Below are 16,781 nucleotides of genomic sequence, written 5' to 3'. Positions count from 1 at the left end.
CGCGTGTTATTGCGGCAAACTAAACATGATTTCAACCAACTGCCCTTCCCGTTCAACCATAACAGAAACTTCAGTTAATTCAGACAATTGGCTCATCATTTCTAACGCCTGACTCATTACGGTCAGGTCGTATCCATTAATCGATTTAGCAAGGTCATTGGGTTTAAAGCCTGCTTGCTTAAATAGGTTCACATCTTTGCCAGGATTGAGGCGATAGCCAACAACGTTTTCTCCCTGTCTCACGGGCGAAATCGCAATATAGTCAGTAATTTTACTGGGATCGGCTAAGAGTTCACTGCGAGATTCGGCCAGCTCTTGAGAGATTTCAGCATTCTTGCGCTGATCCACTCGGCTAACGACTTCAGCTTTTCCGCTCTTGGCCTTTTGTAATTGTTGATTCGCTGGGCTTTGACTGGTGTAAACCAAACCATCAAGCATCAAGGTTTCATAGCGACCCGCATTGGTAATGATAATCCGGTCTGCATAGACTTCTTTTAACGAAGCGGATGTACCCTTAATTTTATCACCCAAGCTGTAGGTTTCTTGGCTACCACTGGATTCAATAATCGCTAGACCTTTTTGGTCAGCGGTGGATGCCACCACCCCCGTCAGTTGAATAGAAAGGGAAGTCTTTGGCGCATCGGTTACGGTTTCGACCACTTCGACTTTAGGTTTATCCGCCTTGGCGTCGGCTTTGCCGAAAAGTGCGAGTTGCTGTAATCCTGCCAGATCAATTTGCCCAGCCCCTTTACCCGCCGTGGTCACCGCAGTGGGAGACCATGCTGTAGGAGAAGAGGTGGTAGGCACGAGTTTCCATGTAATTTGCGCGGCTAAGAGTAAACTCAGAATAAAACCAAGCCAGAAAACAACCTGACTCAACGGCTTATGCGGAATACCTGCAGCTTTTGCGATAACGTTATCTAATAAATCCATATTTATGTGGACCCTCAATACAGGTCTCTGTTCTGATTATAAAAATTATCATGTTCGCCACATGCTAACCTAGGCCGCATTTGGCAACAACCCCATAACAGTATTGCAATTGGCGAAAATTGGCCATTTATGCTAACTTTGCCCGCCTAAAAAGGGTGTGAAGCGCACCACTCTTTAACATAATAGCAATGCGACTTAGGCATTTTATTACTCAGCATGTGAACTCATCGATCTTTTATCTTGGAGACACTATGACACAAAGTTCAGGCGACAGTGGCAGCGTTCGACTCGATAAATGGTTATGGGCCGCACGTTTTTATAAAACCCGAGCCATAGCCAAAGAAATGATCAACGGCGGCAAAGTACATTACAACGGTGCGCGCACCAAATCTAGTAAGAATGCTGAGATAGGTGCCGTCCTTAAGATACGACAAGGTTATGACGATAAAGAGATCGTCATAAAAAAATTATCAGAATCACGCCAAAGTGCATCAATTGCACAGGAATTGTACGAAGAAACCGCCGCCAGCATCGCTAAACGCGCGTTAAATGCCGAAGCAAGACGATTGAATATTCTTAATAATCCTGCACCCGACCATAAACCGGATAAAAAGCAACGACGCCAACTTATCCGATTTAAAGAATGCTAAGAATTACGTAAAAGTTACCTAATAGTGAGATACAAAATGACCCAAGATATTTTACACCGCTACCTATTCGATAATGCCGATGTGCGTGGTGAACTGGTGCAATTGCAAGATAGCTATCAGCAGGTAATAGGCTCACATGCCTATCCTCCTGTGCTGCAAACCCTGCTCGGCGAGTTGCTAGCGGCGACCTCTTTATTAACCGCCACCCTAAAATTTAGCGGTGATATTAGCGTGCAGTTGCAAGGGAATGGCCCAGTATCGCTGGCGGTGATCAATGGCAATAACCAGCAGCAATTACGCGGTATCGCACGCTGGGATGGCGAGTTAGCCGACGATGCCAGCCTAGCCGATCTGTTTGGCCAAGGTTATATGGTTATCACCCTCACACCGGACGAAGGCGAACGCTATCAAGGCGTGGTCGCCCTTGATAAACCCACCTTAGCCGCCTGTGTCGAAGACTACTTTAACCAGTCAGAGCAATTACCCACAGCAATGTGGTTATTTGCCGACGGTAAACAAGCTGCTGGCATGTTCCTGCAAATATTACCAAGCCAAGAAGATCATAATGCCGACTTCGAGCATTTATGTCAGCTGACAGCGACCATCAAGGCGGAAGAGTTATTCACCCTAGAAGCGCAGGACGTATTACACCGCTTGTATCATCAAGAAGAAGTACGTCTGTTCGATCCTATCGAAGTCAGCTTTAAATGCACTTGTTCACGCGAGCGCAGCGCGGCGGCGATTAAAACCATCGATCAAGCCGAAGTCGAAGCCATTCTGGCGGAAGACGGTAAGGTCGAAATGGGTTGTGAATACTGCAATGCGAAATACGTATTCGATGCTATTGATGTTGCAGCAATCTATGCCAATGGCACCACTTCAAATACCCAGCAGTAAGTTTTTACTTACTGTCAAAAGGGCACCTTGGGTGCCCTTTTTTGTACCACCTCAATGATCCAGCTCACACTTTAGCTACGGATAGGATACAATCGGCACACTTTGTCCCCTAGCACGCCTCGGGCGATAAATAAAAGCAAAATCGGCAGACGATCGATAAAAAATAACCTTACAAATACAAGTCAATGGAGACCTCACTATGGCGGATGGATTAAACCGCGTTCATTACAACCCCTCAACAGCACAACTGGTCGAATTTGCCCTGCTCCGCGGCGAAGGTGAATTAACCGCCAATGGTGCGCTGGTTGCCAAAACTGGTACACGCACAGGTCGCTCTCCTGGCGATCGTTTTATTGTTAAAGAACCTAGTTCAGCGGCTGATATCGAATGGGGACCCGTCAACCAAGCATTTGAACCCGGTGCTTTTGAAGGATTATGGGCGCGTGTAGAAGCATTCCTCGCCGATAAAGAGTTGTTTGTATCTGACCTCGAAGTCGGTGCAGACCCAGAACATTACCAGCCAGTGCGCGTGACGACTCAATACGCTTGGCACCAACTGTTCGCCCGCAACCTTTTTATCATCCCAGAAGAATTTAACCGTCAAGACAAGCCTGTATGGCAAATCATCAACGCACCAGACTTCGTCTGTGTTCCTGAGCGTGATGGCACCAATTCAGATGCGGCGGTGATCTTAAACTTTGCCGAGCGCAAAGTGTTGCTAGCGGGCCTGAAATACGCTGGCGAAATGAAGAAGTCGATGTTCTCTGTACAAAACTTCCTGCTGCCAGCCCAAGGCGTATTGCCAATGCACTGCTCGGCAAACGTAGGTAAAGACGGCGACACCACCCTATTCTTCGGTCTGTCGGGTACAGGTAAAACCACCCTGTCTGCGGATCCAAAACGCTTCCTGATCGGTGACGATGAGCACGGCTGGGCACCGGGCGGCGTATTCAACATCGAAGGCGGCTGCTACGCCAAATGTATCGACCTGAGCCAAAAGAACGAGCCTGTGATTTGGGATGCGATTCATTTCGGTACTGTGCTGGAAAACGTGATAATGGACGAGCACCGCGTACCTAACTACAAAGACAGCAGCCTGACGGAAAACACCCGTGCGGCTTACCCGCTCGAGCATATCGCCCAGCGTAAAGAAGACAACCGTGGCGCCGAGCCTCACGCAGTGGTGTTTTTAACCTGCGACGTGTCTGGCGTGTTGCCACCAGTTTCTATCCTGAGCAAAGAGCAAGCGGCTTACCACTTCCTCTCTGGCTACACGGCGAAAGTCGGTTCGACTGAAATCGGCTCAACCTCTGCGATTCAGTCAACCTTCTCTACCTGCTTCGGCGCGCCGTTCTTCCCACGTCCTGCGGGCGTGTATGCTGAGCTGCTGATGAAGCGTATCGAATCATTCGGTAGCCAAGTATACCTAGTTAACACTGGCTGGACTGGCGGCCCACACGGTATTGGTAAACGTTTCGACATCCCAACCACCCGCGCCATTGTCGATGCGATTGTCAGCGGCGAGCTGAAAAACGTTGAAACCGTTCATTTAGATACCTTAAACCTCGCGGTGCCTGTAGCGGTTAGCGGTGTCGACAGCAATCTACTCAACCCAGTGAACACTTGGAGCGATAAAGCACTGTACGCCGAATACGCCCAAAAACTGGCCGAAGCCTTCACTAAGAACTTCGCGAAGTATCAAGTGTCAGACGCCATCCGTAACGCTGGCCCAAAGGCATAAACGCGTAGCGGATTCATTTAGATAATGTAATCAAACACATTGTTGAGTAAAAAAGCGCGGATTCAGTGATGAACCCGCGCTTTTTATTTGTCGGTTAATTTTGTAACTAAAACCCACCCGCACTAACGTCGCTGCGTTAGATTTTTATGTGTTTTATTTCTTATCGATTAGTTAAACCAAGCTTAAATTAATGCTGCGTTTTTATAATCACCAATAACAATCATCATTTTTAGGAAGCGGCACCCAAATGGAAAATCATAAACCTGCCACAGGATTCCAGCGATTTCTCAATACTGTCGAAACAGTAGGGAATAAACTCCCCGACCCCGCAGTATTATTTGCACTATTTCTAGGCTTGGTCTGGCTGATCTCTTGGGGGTTATCGGGCGTCAGTTTTGATGAAATCGATCCCCGAACGGGTAACCCGATTCAAGTCGTCAATATGCTCGAAGGCGGTGCATTAACCGCCTTTACCTCAACACTCGTATCAACCTTTGTGACTTTTCCGCCGCTCGGTGTCGTGCTGGTTGCAATGCTTGGCTTAGGTGTTGCAGAACATACAGGCTTTATTAATGCGGGGCTGCGCTCAATTTTATCCGTGACACCCAAGATTTTACTCACTCCGGTACTGATCGCAGTGGGTATCCTGAGCCATGTCGCGGTTGACGCAGGTTATGTACTCGTTATCCCACTGGGCGCGGTGATCTTCTATGCTGCGGGTCGTCATCCCCTAGCCGGTATTGCCGCCGCTTTTGCTGGCGTATCCGGTGGTTTTTCTGCAACAGTGGGCGTGCCATCGAGTCTTGATCCTATGTTAGCGGGCTTAACTCAGGCGGCCGCAAGATTATCGGCCGACCCAGCTGCCGCAACATTAACAATTAACCCACTGAATAATATTTTCTTTACGTCAGCTTCAGCCGTGTTAATTATCTTAGTTGGCTGGTTTATTACCGATAAGATCATCGAACCGCGCCTAAAAAACACTGCGGTAAATGGCGATCCAGCAACACTCCCCACACTTGATGAGCTGCAACCCCATGAGCGCCGCGGACTCAGATTTGCGATGCTATCCATGTTATTGTGTGCATTAGGATTAGTATTCACCGCCTATGGTGACAACTCTGCTTGGCGCGCTACTGACGGCGCCTTAACCAGTGCCTCCGCACCATTAATGCGCTCCATTGTGGCGATTATTTTTGTGTTCTTCCTTATCCCCGGCATTGTCTATGGCTATGCCGCTGGCACGGCAAACAACCACAGAGCGATTATTCAGGGCATGAGTAAATCCATGAGCGGTATGGGTTATTACATCGTCATGGCCTTTTTCTGTGCTCAGTTTATTTATGCCTTTGGCCAATCCAATTTAGGCGCATTAATGGCCATTAAAGGCGCGTTGGCGTTAAAGGAATTGGCCCTTCCGATGGGGGTGACTTTGGTGGGGATTGTGTTTCTCACCGCGTTCGTCAATCTATTAGTCGGCTCGGCGTCGGCTAAATGGGCGTTGATTGGTGCCATTATGGTGCCCATGTTAATGGAGCTGGGCGTATCGCCCGATTTGACTCAAGCCGCTTACCGCGTAGGCGACTCGTCGACCAATATCATTACCCCGCTGATGCCTTACTTTCCGCTGATAGTGGTGTTTTGCCAAAAATACGTTAAGGAGTCAGGTATTGGCACCCTAGTGGCGCTGATGCTGCCGTTTTCAATCAGTTTTCTCCTGCTTTGGAGCGGTTTCTTATTGGCATATTGGGCATTAGGTCTGCCATTAGGTATCGGTAGCTCATTCACTTTCCCAGCAATGCCTTAGGGCGAAAAGAGTATCGAGTGCTAGCAACATTGAATTTATAATAAACAGGGCACTCGATCCTCAATAACCACTAAACACTGCACCACTTACCACCTCGCTTTAAACGCCGATGCCGACGTAAAACGTCGGCATTTTATCTGATTAAAAACATATAAATACAAATACTTAAATATCGATAAACGCATCTCGCTCATAGTAAAAGATAATAGCTTCAAGCAGTTCCTGTTCACTGGGCTGAGCTTTTTGCAGCTTAAGATTAGCAATGACATCCTCGATTTGATCCGTATTTAGCAGATAACCATAGTCACTCCGGCCTAAGCCATCCTCAAAGGCATCGATTTCGGCATCCGATAGATCCCTAGTATCAGCCACTATCGGGAACAACAATGTTGTCAGTTGAAGGGATTCACCTTGATCAAGATCTTGATAGACCAGCCAATAACTTAGTCCCGGTTGTTCGATGCATTTTCTTATCCAGCACTGTAACGACTCAGGTTTACCAAAGAATGAAGTGATATTCATAATGTCCTCGAAATGGTGTTGTCATAGGAAAAACCGAGTAAGTCAAAGAGTTGAATAGTCATGGAGGCTATTTGGCTATTCACCACTCTCAAGATTCATACAAGTAAAAGATGGGAATTATCGCGACTCAACCGGTGCCAAGAATACGAGAGGATATCTGCGCCCATCAAAGCCTAAATCACAATTCATCAATTCGATGGACAAAAAACAAGTCTAAATTAAATAAAAACCATTTTAATATGATAATTTTTAAACATTCTTTATTTATAGGTTATGTTATTTAGGTTTTGGTTATTTTCATACCAAGGTTGATGATGTTTCACAAAACCCGTTACAGCAACTGTGATACCTTAGGCGCCCAAAAAACCTGTCGGGGCTTAGCTTTTTACGCTAAAAGCAAAGGCTGACCTGTAAATAGATAACGAGTCTTAAGACACAAAATGCTGCGGCAACCGGGGAGTTTCGCAAGAATGAAGAGCAAGAGTTTATTAGGCAACATTGGTGTTCAAGTGGTTATCGCCATGATTATTGGCGCACTGGTGGGTTTTATGATGGGTGAAAGTGCGAGTATCTTCGCACCGCTTGGTACCATTTTTATCCATTTAATCAAAATGCTAGTGATCCCACTGGTACTGGTTTCTATCATCAGCGGTGCCGCCAGCTTAGGTGATAGCCCCTCGGCAGGTAAGATTGGTGTGGGCACTTTTGGCTTCTTTATTGTCACCTCAGGCCTTGCCGTCGCTTTGGCATTAGTGATGGGTAAGATGTTTACACCCGGCGCAGGTGTTGACTTTACCGCCCACAGTGGCAGTGGCTTGATGGAAGTGACCGCCGAACATGGCGCACTCCCCGGAGTGATCGACACCTTTATCGGCATGATCCCAACCAACGTGTTCGAATCGCTAAACGGCGGAAATATCCTTCAAATACTGGTATTTAGTATTTTCTTTGGTATCGCACTGACGAAGGTCAAAGGTGATGGCGCTAAGCCCATCATGGCGGCGTTAAATACCGTCGTCGACGCCTTTGTGTGGATGATCAACTGCGTGATGGTGATTGCCCCTATCGGTGTGTTTGGTTTGATGGCCGATTCCGTCGGCACTTTTGGTTTTGATGCCTTAGAAGTCGTATTTAAGCTGTTTGCCGTGTTTGTGGCCGCGATTCTGCTCTATGGTTTTGTGTTCTTCCCCATAGTGGTGCAACTGTTTTCTAAGGTCTCGGCACGCCAATTTATTTCGGCGATGAAAAAGCCGCAGGTGATGGCACTGTCTACCGCGTCATCAATGGCAACGCTGCCAGTAAATATGGAAACCTGCGAAGAAGATCTTAAGGTCTCTAAGGCAACCACCGCCTTTGTGCTGCCCTTAGGTGCCACTATCAATATGAGCGGCAATGCGATTTATTATGGTCTGGTCGCGATGTTTTTCGCGCAAATGTACAACATTGACCTCTCAATGACCGCCTATGCTGCGATTATCTTTACCTCCACCTTAGGCGCCATTGGCCAAGCGGGTGTGCCAGGTCCGTCATTTTTAGTGGTCGCAGTGCTATTGGCTGCGGGTATTCCCATTGATGGTTTACCGCTGTTATTCGCCCTCGACCGAGTGTTTGACATGATCCGCACCGCGCTTAACATCACAGGTGACGCCGCCTGTGCCGTGATTATGGATAAGTACACTGCGGAGCAACCGACTCAAGAACCGAGTTAGCACGCACGCGCATCCTAAGGCTTGAATAGGCTTGCTTATTCAAGCCTTTTTTATGACTGAGCCTTGTACAGACCGCATGCTATCTTACTGATTTAATATCAATTACCTAGCTTTAATGTGATCTTGGCGGTGCCTTGGACTAAGCTCAAACAGCGCCGCCTCGCAATTTGCATTTCTTTATCAGCCAAGCCACACGGGCGAAGTGCCTTTCTGCGATAATGGCTTGGCTACCATCAGTCCAAAGGAGTGTTGCATTATGTCCGTCTTTGCCCCTGCAAGCCCTTTTGCCGACTTTATATATCGCCATTTCCGCGCCATTCACGCCCTCAAACTCGGCCTCGCCCTGCTGATTGCCGTCACCATTAATGCCATTTGGTCACCGCCGCATTTTATTTGGAGCATGGTGACGATTGTGATCATTATGATGAGTCTGCCACAGGTGGGTGGTGCGATTGAAAAGTCACTGCAACGGGCGGTAGGCACTTGTTTAGGCTCGGCTTATGGCGTGATGTTAGTGGCCACACTCGACAGCTATTGGGTAATTATGGGGCTGTTAATTTTAGGGGTGACGCTGATTTGTTTTATCTCGGCGGGACGCTACAGTTATGCCTATCTGGTGGCAGGATTCACCATTATTATCGTGGTGGGCGATGCTAATCATGATACCTCTGAGGCGCTATGGCGCACGGCAAATATTCTGCTGGGTTGTGTTATCGCAATTCTGGTGTCGCTGTTTATCTTCCCGATTAAAGCCAAGCAGGACTGGCGTAGTCAGCTCGCCAATGCCATCGATAATATGGCCAAGGTGCTGACCCAACATTTACAGGCCCCCGCCAACCATGATTTAGATTTTCGCGCCGAACTCGAAGCGGCGATGAAGGCGGTATTAACTCAGAAGAAACTGTTTTTCTCCCTCGAGTGGGAAAGCCAAACCCTAAAAAAACATAAAGTGCTGCTGGCGGAATTAATCAATAAACAGGTGCGGCTGATCACCCTGCTCGAATTATTACCTTTGAGCCGCTGGCAGGAGGCCGACAAAGAGGCTTACCACCAAATCAACAAAGTCGCCGCCGAGCTTACGGCTTATCTGCAACGCCTTAGTGAATTTGTTGCGGGTAAAACCGCGGCTTTACCGACGCTGCCCACCGCCCTAGAGCAAGAGTTGCAACACAGATTACAACTTAGCTTGGCCAGCTCGGCACCGAATTCGCCCCCTTTGGCGAATGAAGTCGCACAGGGATTTGCCCTCACGGGATACGGCTGGCTTATCTATCAACTCGCCATCGCCGTCGAAGCGCTCTACGCCGATATCGAGATTATCGAAGTCGCCTATCGCGGACAAACCGTGTTACATAAAACTACCAAGCGCGCATAGGCCGTCACCACGGGAATAGCAGCGAAAAATCACTCCCTCAGACCAAGATAAACCCTTGGCAGCCCTTGCACTTGTAGGGGCTTAATGAAAAGATACCGCCCTAATAAAAATTCGATGTGTGGACTGTTTTCATGCGCTTGTTTTCCCCTTCCGTTATCGCCATTGCCTGCTTATCGGCGGGCTCATTATTCACAGCCCAATTAGCCGTTGCCGCGAATACCGAAGTCGCACAACCCGAAGTGACTAATTCTGGAGCTGCCAACGCTGAAGTTGCCAGCACTGAGGCCGCTAAAACCGACGCGGTTGAAACAAATTCCAGCGGTAGCGCTTTGAGCGCGACAGAAACCGCTCCCGAAGTCGCAGCAACACCAACTCGTGCTAATACCTTTGTCAATGACGCCATTCTCCCGCCGAGTATTACTTGGCATGGTGGCAGCGAAGCCCTGTTACTCAGCGCCGATAACGAATGGGCGACGCCCTTCGAGCAAAGCAACGGCACCGAAAGCCCAAGCTATGACGACACCATCGCATGGCTCGACCGATTGGCGGCCGAAACCACTAAATTGCAAAAAGTCAGCCTAGGTCAGAGCCCTCAAGGCCGCGACATTTGGATGTATGTCGCCAGCAGTGAAGGCATTAACGAATCGGCACGGCTAAAGCAAAACACTAAGCCGACGATTCTGGTGCAAGCCGGTATCCATGCCGGTGAAATCGACGGTAAAGATGCAGGCATGATGCTACTGCGAGATATAGTCAAAGGCGACAAAAGCGAGCTACTCGAAAAAGCCAACCTGCTGTTTGTGCCTATGTTTAGCGTTGATGCCCATGAGCGCAGCGGCGAATTTAATCGCGTTAACCAACGTGGCCCGGTGAATATGGGCTGGCGCACCAATGCCAATAATCTCAACCTGAACCGTGACTATGCCAAGGCCGACACCTTAGAAATGCAGAATATGCTGCGGGCAATCAATGTGTGGCAACCGGATCTGTATATCGATGTGCATGTCACCGACGGCATCGATTACCAATACGACATCACCTTCGGCTACAACCTCGCCCAAGGCTTGAGTCCCGCCAGTTTCCGCTGGCTCGAAAATAGCTACCGCCCAGCGGTAGAAGCGGCCTTAACAGCCCAAGGCCATATCCCTGGTCCACTGATTTTTGCCATCGACAATACCGATATCACTAAAGGCATGTCACTGTGGAACCCAAGCCCACGCTTCTCTAATGGTTATGGTGATGCCCGCCATCTGCCGACTATTTTGATTGAGAACCACAGCTTAAAACCCTTTAAGCAGCGCGTACTTGGCACCTATGTGATGCTAGAGCAAACCCTTAAAACAGTGGGCGACCAAGCGACCAAGTTAAAGAGTGCGATTCAAGAGGATAAATACCGCGCCTCGCCACTGATCACGTTAACGTGGAAATCGGCGCCACTGGCTAAAGGCTGGGATTTTAAAGGCATCGACTACACTCTTGAGCAGAGTCCGATTAGCGGCACCGAGGTAGTGCGTTGGACAGGCGAGCCTAAGCTGTACCCGAATTTACCTGTGATGGCCGAAACCGTGCCCGATATTAAAGTCACTCGCCCGAGTGCTTACTATATTCCCGCCCAGTGGACACAAGTGATCGACCGCTTAACTCTACACGGCATCCGGATGACACGTTTAAGCAAACCGACTGAGCTTAAATTGCAACAATACAGCTTGAGCAATCCGGTGTTTAATACCAAAGCGTTCGAGGGGCGACTCACAGTGAAGGCCGACTCGACACTGGCGAAACTGACCACCACCTTGCCCGCAGGCACAGTGAAAATCAGTACAGATCAACCCTTAGGCGATCTGGCGATTTTACTGCTTGAGCCACAATCACCGGACTCGTTACTGCAATGGGGCTTCTTTAACCCTATCTTTACCCGTACCGAATACATTGAGGACTACGCAGTAGAGCCGCTGGCCGCCAAGATGCTTAAGGAAGACCCAAAGCTACAGGCGGAATTTAACAAAGCGCTAGAAAACCCAGCGTTTGCCGCCGATCCCGAGGCACGCCTACGCTGGTTCTATGAGCGCAGTCCTTACTACGATAATCAATATCTTAAGTATCCAGTCTACCGTAGCCGTTAATTCCCGCCGTTAAAAACGGCAAGGATTAAGCAGGCTTACGCGCGCTAATGCTATATACCAAGGGCACATGCTGCCCTTGGTGTTTTAGTACATAACGGCCATCGGCTTGCGCCTCTAGCCCTGCGAAACAGTTATAGGGGCTAAACGCAAATTCGTGGATGAACTCCAACACTAAGCCCGCCTGCAATAAGGCATTGATCACCTCAGACAAGCTATGGGACCAGCACATTAAGGTCTGCTGCTCATCACCGGCATTCTCGGTATAAGTCCCTTCCTGCTCAATATCTGGCTCACCGCGATTAAAATAACTATACCCATCGAATAGCTGCTGCGCCGGATGAAACTCGGCCATGTAAAACTGTCCGCCGGGCTTTAAACACGCCGCAATGGTCTGCGCCCAGAGTGCTAAATCCGGCAACCACACAATGGCACCATAGGAGGTAAAGACAATATCTTGCGGTTCAACCTTGCCCGCTACGCTGTAGACATCGCTACAGATAAACTCGGCGGACAACTGCGTCTGCAACGCCAGCTTGCGCGCCTCAGCAATCGCCACCTCGGATAAATCGACCCCAGTCACTTTTGCGCCCATTCGCGCCCACGACAGGGTATCTAAACCAAAATGACATTGCAGATGCAGTAGATTTTTGTCCGCCACCGCAAGCTCACTCAGCTCGATTTCCGTTAGAGATGTGTTGCCATTCAAAAAGCCTTCAACATCATAAAAATCCGAGGTTAAGTGCACCCGAGTGCGGGCATCCCAAGCGATTTTATTGGTCGTTAAGTAATCCATATGAGTCCTTTCTGGTTACGCTTTTTATCAAGCAGGGATGTTGGACACACGCTAACTGAATAAGTGAGTAATTTCACCACTCTTTGGGAAAAATCACTTATTCAGCGGACATGTCCGCCTACGGCCAAGCGGACACATTTAATTTATCTACATGATTATTAATACATTTTAAAATTGGCATAGGATGTGCAATCTCGACTGATATCAAGCTTATCGCTCATAGCTCAGCACTCAGTCGGTCGTCGAGTGTCGATAACAAGGAAGAAGAAAATGTCACTACGCCCTTTTATATTCACCCTCGGATTTATCGCCGTCTTTACGGTTGGCGTGTCACTCACTGGCTGCATTATCAATGTGAACGCCGCTGGCATGCCGGATTTAGACCACGAGCAACGTGAACTCAACCTCGATGCTCAAGACTTGCAAGAGCTCGTCGCCGAAACAGGTGCGGGCACTCTTGAAATTATCGGTGTCGAAGGCCTAACCCAAATTAAGTTAGTGGCTGATATCTATAGCAATGACGATAGCAAAGTGATTCTCACCCTAGAGAAAAAGGCTAACAAAGCCCAGCTTAAGGCCGACTTTGAATCCCATAGCAGCTTTAACAATTACTCACCCTATATCGACCTTAAGTTACAAGTCCCCGCCGGATTAGCGCTGGACATAGACGATGGTTCGGGTGCGATTTTGATCAACAAGATGACCGCGGATATCAAGGTCAAGGATGGCTCGGGCGAACTGGCAATCCATGGCGGCAATAATGTCAGCATCGACGATGGTTCTGGCGCGATTGAAGTCAGCCAAGTCAACGGTAATCTGGCGATTGTCGATGGTTCTGGCGGTATCCAAGTCAATGATATTAAAGGCAGCATCACCATTGATGATGGTTCAGGTGAAATCAACGTCGCCAATGTGCAAAACACAGTCACCATCAACGATGGCTCAGGCGATATCAATGTGGTGAACACTAAGGGCTTAACCATTCTCTCGGCAGGTTCAGGGGATGTGAGCTTCGATAAAATCGATGGCACAGTCAGTAAACACTAAACCCGTTAGATCAATAGCGTTCCACTCAACCAACTTCCCGGCGTAGAGACTGATGTTGCAGTACCCAACCAAATGTCAGTCTTCTACCCACCCCTTTTGCGTTACCGTTCCATGGACATTCTTATGCACTTTATGCCACTAACCCCTTGTAGTGGCATCTTTTTTTGTGTCTGAGACTTTCTCAGGCTCAATTCAGGTAAGCCTTTGGTAACGTTTTACCTATTTGTTTTTCGGAGCAAAATTTAGCAATGAGTATATAACCGACTTTCCGCACCTGATTTAGGAATAAATTTGCCGATACCGTTCGCCTAACACGTCGAGAATGATCTGCTGGTCCACTGTGAGTCCTGTGACTTGAGGTGGCGCCTCTCCCAACTGGTACTCGTGCACCCCGCCAAAGCGTAAAAAAATCCACCGCGCAGTCGGTTTTTGCGTGGGTTTCTTTTTCATGTCCGCCACACTCCGGTTCTGCTCTACTAAGCCCTGCCGGATCCGGTGCTCCAGCGCCGCATAAATCATCAGGCTACAGGTCATCACCATCAGCAACGCTTCGATACGTTCCGGTTTTTTAAGATATAACGAGGAGGTTAAAAATTCGGGACTTTTCAGAAACCTAAAACCACGCTCGACATTCTGCTGGGCTTTATAGGTAGCCAACAGCTCAGCCATGGTGAGCGTTTCACTGTGATCATTGGTCGCGAGGATGAACACCCCTGTCTGGTTGCGCGCCTCAGCCACCCGCGCCAAGCTACTTGCGGCTAACCCCTTGATGTGAAATTGGTAGTTCACCGGCATTTCACCCTTTTGGGGCCTTCCGCGCCCTGCATAGATAGGTTCACTCACGACTTCTGCTTCTAGTTGCAGCAGATTTAAGCTGACAGCAAAACGGGCTAATTCAGCCTGCGCATCGGTCTCGCAGGCAAAACGCTGGGCACATAATTTGTTGAAGGCTTTCAGTTCACGCGTGCTGTCTTTCAGTAGGTTTTTGGCTAATGTTTGCTGCTCACGGTGGCTGGCCTGTTCGCTGCGCACCAGCAACCAACGCTGCGCGACGTCGGCATAATTGGCGCTTTGCCAACAGCCATGATAGCCATTGCCCAGCGCAACCAGCGACTGGGTGCCAATGGTTGCCACGGCTCGCTTGGCTTCATTGAGGGTGACAGGCACACGAGTCACGAACAACTGTTGCTGTTGTGCCAGTAGTTGCAAGGTGTCGGCGCAATACAGCGCCGCATCGCCGACCAGATAACGACTCTCCTGCGCGGCCTTGAGACTGCTCAAGTGGCGCCGTACCGTCTGGGCAAAGGCCTTGGTATCATTAATATTACCACTCAAGGCTTGCATGTAGATGGGCAGGCCGGCCTGATTTTCACAGATAAGCTCCAGGATAACCTGGTTTAGCTCTGGCCGATGGTCGCGGCTATAGCCCCGTACCAATTGCAACTTACCGAGCTGCTCGCCATCGGCTTGGTCATAGGCGCCATCGACGTGGAAGCTGGTGATATCGAGGTGTACTGCAGTACTTTTGAGCCCCAATCGTTCAACGACCTGCTCCGCCATCACCTGATAAAGCGTGCTGACATCGGCCTCAAAGAGGGCATCAAGGCAGCGGCCGAGCACATCATCATTGAGGTCATCGGCACAGATCCCCGGGCCAATCAGGCGTTCTACAGGCTTGTTGGCAAAGAATTGCGGGAACATGTGCAAGGTCGAACTATGAAAGCCAAGACCGTTCAGTATCATCGCCACCAACGCTTCACCATGTGAGACTTTGTAGGGCGGCGTTTTGGGTAGCACCGCATCAATCATGCGAGCAATGCCGAGTTCTTGGCAAAGTGCAGCGACCAAACCAAGGTGGTCGAGGTTACGGATAGAGATAGCGGGAGCGGCCATGATGAATTACCTGCAAAAGAGAGTAATAGATCAGAATGACCGATCGCCGTCAAGTTTTTTAAATCGAAAATTAGGTGCGGAATGACGGATATAAATAAGGCTTTATTTTGTTTGTTGATATGTTTAAAAAAGTCAAAGTCGTGGGGCTTAACCCCACACCCGACCAAGAAGGACTGCTCGTCCTATCCTCCTTGCTAATGTTTTCACAAGCAGCCAAGACGCCCCTAGCGAAGTTACATGCATTAATTACTGGCTTCGTGCTTATTCGAAAATAGCTAACGCTTCCGATGGGGCATCCCTTCCCCCCGAAAGCTACGCAGACATCCTGTCTGCGTCACGCTATTTTCTTCAACGCCCTTCAGCAACTTCGCAGGGGAGATGAACTTCTGGACCATCTGGGCAAACTGTTAATTCTGAAAGAGTTTTTCCAGTCCTATCATTCCTGTAAGAAAATTTAACAGTGGGTGTCTCGATAAACTTTACTGCTTTGATAACATTACTTTTTATGATTTTTTGAGCAACTAACCTAACATTTCAACTAATTTTACTGTAAATTCTGTATGTCGATGACAGATAAACTTTTGATTTAGGTCTTATTATGAATCTTGTGCAAGAAATTCATCAAGCTCACTTCTTTACTGATAACCAAGATGTCACAGCAAGTCCACCAATTGTGACAGCATTAATGAATTCTATTGGTAAATTCAATTTGATTCCTAATATGGGGCAAGAAATAAACGCGATCACTGGAGAACGAAAACTAATCCCAATGATGGTAAGTCCTGACCAGTCTTTGCACGTTGAATTTCCTAGAAATGAAATTGTGATTATAGGAACAGTTGGATCTCAACATGAGTTTATGGGCAAATCTCTTGGAATTTTCGAAGCTCTCGCATCAGTATTCCCTGAGAAAAAAGGAAACCGACTGTCGATACTAAATAGCAGAATTTTCAAGGCTGAGGAGGATACTTATAGCTGCCTTTATAGACAACTTTTTACTCATCATAAAGCGCAACCCTTTGAGTGGGATAACCGTATAGTAGAAAGACGAACACTTCCTAAATGTGGTGAAACTATAAATAGTATAAGTTCAATTCGTAGATGCGAAATAATGGGACAAGCGCCTAGTCTAGCAGAGCCAATGGATTGTGTTATTTTTGACCTAGATAGCAACACTGTACAACACAACACAAAACTCCGCTTTAGCCTAGAGCAAGCTCATGTGGTTTTTAAAGAGTTACATGAGAATAACTTAGCATTATCTAAACAACTGAAAAGATATACAGAGTAA

General features: G+C 48.2%; 13 protein-coding genes. 9 read left to right on the top strand and 4 right to left on the bottom strand.

The window, feature by feature from the left end:
• Nucleotides 1–6 precede the first annotated feature (6 nt).
• Nucleotides 7–933: a type II secretion system protein GspC gene (gene gspC, locus CEQ32_RS17000; RefSeq protein WP_037427535.1), complete on the bottom strand. Its 927-nt coding sequence runs from the start codon at nucleotides 931–933 to the stop codon at nucleotides 7–9.
• 251 nt (nucleotides 934–1,184) lie between these two features.
• Here gspC and hslR point away from each other — a divergent pair, with 251 nt between their 5' ends.
• The 4 genes from hslR to CEQ32_RS16980 all read left to right on the top strand — a co-directional run bounded on the left by hslR (nucleotide 1,185) and on the right by CEQ32_RS16980 (nucleotide 6,028).
• On the top strand, nucleotides 1,185–1,583 hold the full coding sequence (hslR, locus tag CEQ32_RS16995) for a ribosome-associated heat shock protein Hsp15 (protein ID WP_037416410.1): 399 nt from the start codon (nucleotides 1,185–1,187) through the stop codon (nucleotides 1,581–1,583).
• A 36-nt stretch (nucleotides 1,584–1,619) separates the two neighbouring features.
• Nucleotides 1,620–2,480, top strand: a complete 861-nt coding sequence (gene hslO / locus CEQ32_RS16990; protein ID WP_037416407.1) for an Hsp33 family molecular chaperone HslO — start codon at nucleotides 1,620–1,622, stop codon at nucleotides 2,478–2,480.
• 199 nt (nucleotides 2,481–2,679) lie between these two features.
• Nucleotides 2,680–4,221, top strand: a complete 1,542-nt coding sequence (locus CEQ32_RS16985) for a phosphoenolpyruvate carboxykinase (RefSeq protein ID WP_088586493.1) — start codon at nucleotides 2,680–2,682, stop codon at nucleotides 4,219–4,221.
• A gap of 247 nt (nucleotides 4,222–4,468) precedes the next feature.
• Entirely contained in the window at nucleotides 4,469–6,028 is a 1,560-nt protein-coding gene (locus CEQ32_RS16980; protein ID WP_055647593.1) for an AbgT family transporter, read from the top strand.
• A gap of 165 nt (nucleotides 6,029–6,193) precedes the next feature.
• Here CEQ32_RS16980 and CEQ32_RS16975 read toward each other — a convergent pair whose 3' ends face one another.
• On the bottom strand, nucleotides 6,194–6,550 hold the full coding sequence (locus CEQ32_RS16975) for a hypothetical protein (protein ID WP_055647594.1): 357 nt from the start codon (nucleotides 6,548–6,550) through the stop codon (nucleotides 6,194–6,196).
• Between the two features lie 470 nt (nucleotides 6,551–7,020).
• On the opposite strand from CEQ32_RS16975, the gene CEQ32_RS16970 reads away from it, so the two are divergent.
• From CEQ32_RS16970 to CEQ32_RS16960, 3 genes are all read left to right on the top strand, one after another.
• Nucleotides 7,021–8,259 (top strand): dicarboxylate/amino acid:cation symporter, encoded by a 1,239-nt coding sequence (locus CEQ32_RS16970; RefSeq protein ID WP_055647595.1) that lies wholly within the window; start codon nucleotides 7,021–7,023, stop codon nucleotides 8,257–8,259.
• A gap of 256 nt (nucleotides 8,260–8,515) precedes the next feature.
• A complete protein-coding gene (locus CEQ32_RS16965; RefSeq protein WP_055647596.1) occupies nucleotides 8,516–9,634 on the top strand; it encodes an FUSC family protein in 1,119 nt (372 codons plus the stop codon).
• Between the two features lie 131 nt (nucleotides 9,635–9,765).
• Nucleotides 9,766–11,757: a M14 family metallopeptidase gene (locus tag CEQ32_RS16960; protein WP_088586492.1), complete on the top strand. Its 1,992-nt coding sequence runs from the start codon at nucleotides 9,766–9,768 to the stop codon at nucleotides 11,755–11,757.
• 25 nt (nucleotides 11,758–11,782) lie between these two features.
• Here CEQ32_RS16960 and CEQ32_RS16955 read toward each other — a convergent pair whose 3' ends face one another.
• Entirely contained in the window at nucleotides 11,783–12,550 is a 768-nt protein-coding gene (locus CEQ32_RS16955) for a class I SAM-dependent methyltransferase (protein WP_088586491.1), read from the bottom strand.
• A 270-nt stretch (nucleotides 12,551–12,820) separates the two neighbouring features.
• Between CEQ32_RS16955 and CEQ32_RS16950 the strand changes: the two genes are divergently transcribed.
• On the top strand, nucleotides 12,821–13,597 hold the full coding sequence (locus CEQ32_RS16950; protein WP_088586490.1) for a hypothetical protein: 777 nt from the start codon (nucleotides 12,821–12,823) through the stop codon (nucleotides 13,595–13,597).
• A 279-nt stretch (nucleotides 13,598–13,876) separates the two neighbouring features.
• Here the strand turns inward: CEQ32_RS16950 and CEQ32_RS16945 are convergent, their stop codons facing one another.
• Nucleotides 13,877–15,490, bottom strand: coding sequence for an IS1634-like element ISShes12 family transposase (locus CEQ32_RS16945; protein ID WP_011715680.1), 1,614 nt, complete (start codon nucleotides 15,488–15,490; stop codon nucleotides 13,877–13,879).
• Between the two features lie 598 nt (nucleotides 15,491–16,088).
• On the opposite strand from CEQ32_RS16945, the gene CEQ32_RS16940 reads away from it, so the two are divergent.
• Nucleotides 16,089–16,781 (top strand): hypothetical protein, encoded by a 693-nt coding sequence (locus CEQ32_RS16940; protein WP_055647600.1) that lies wholly within the window; start codon nucleotides 16,089–16,091, stop codon nucleotides 16,779–16,781.

Origin of the sequence: Shewanella sp. FDAARGOS_354 (assembly GCF_002209245.2) — a bacterium.
Classification (GTDB): Bacteria; Pseudomonadota; Gammaproteobacteria; order Enterobacterales; family Shewanellaceae; genus Shewanella; species Shewanella xiamenensis.
Note: the sequence above shows the minus strand (reverse complement) of the source record. Positions and strands in the feature narration are given on the sequence as shown.